1 pseudogene is annotated in these 221 nt (G+C 65.2%); it reads right to left on the bottom strand.

From position 1 onward, the window contains the following. Window positions 1–221, bottom strand: a pseudogene (locus FVP33_RS19825) (IS3-like element IS3501 family transposase); the annotation flags it as partial.

Here is a 221-nt window from a genome sequence, read left to right on the forward strand (position 1 = left end):
GGGCATGCATCTTGCGACGCCCATAGACGCCGTAGTTCTCCGCGTGCAGACGAGCGACTTCCGGGACGAGCAACTCATCACGCAGTTGACGTGCCGAAGCGGGCCGGCCCTTGGCCGCACGATACCCGCGGGAGGTCAGAAACCCACGAACTGCCGGACGCAGCACCCGGCAGATGGCCTCGACCCCGAAGCGGTCCCCCATCTGATCGATGAAGCGAATC

The sequence above is a fragment of the Lacisediminihabitans profunda genome (assembly GCF_008040105.1).
Classification (GTDB): Bacteria; Actinomycetota; Actinomycetes; order Actinomycetales; family Microbacteriaceae; genus Lacisediminihabitans; species Lacisediminihabitans profunda.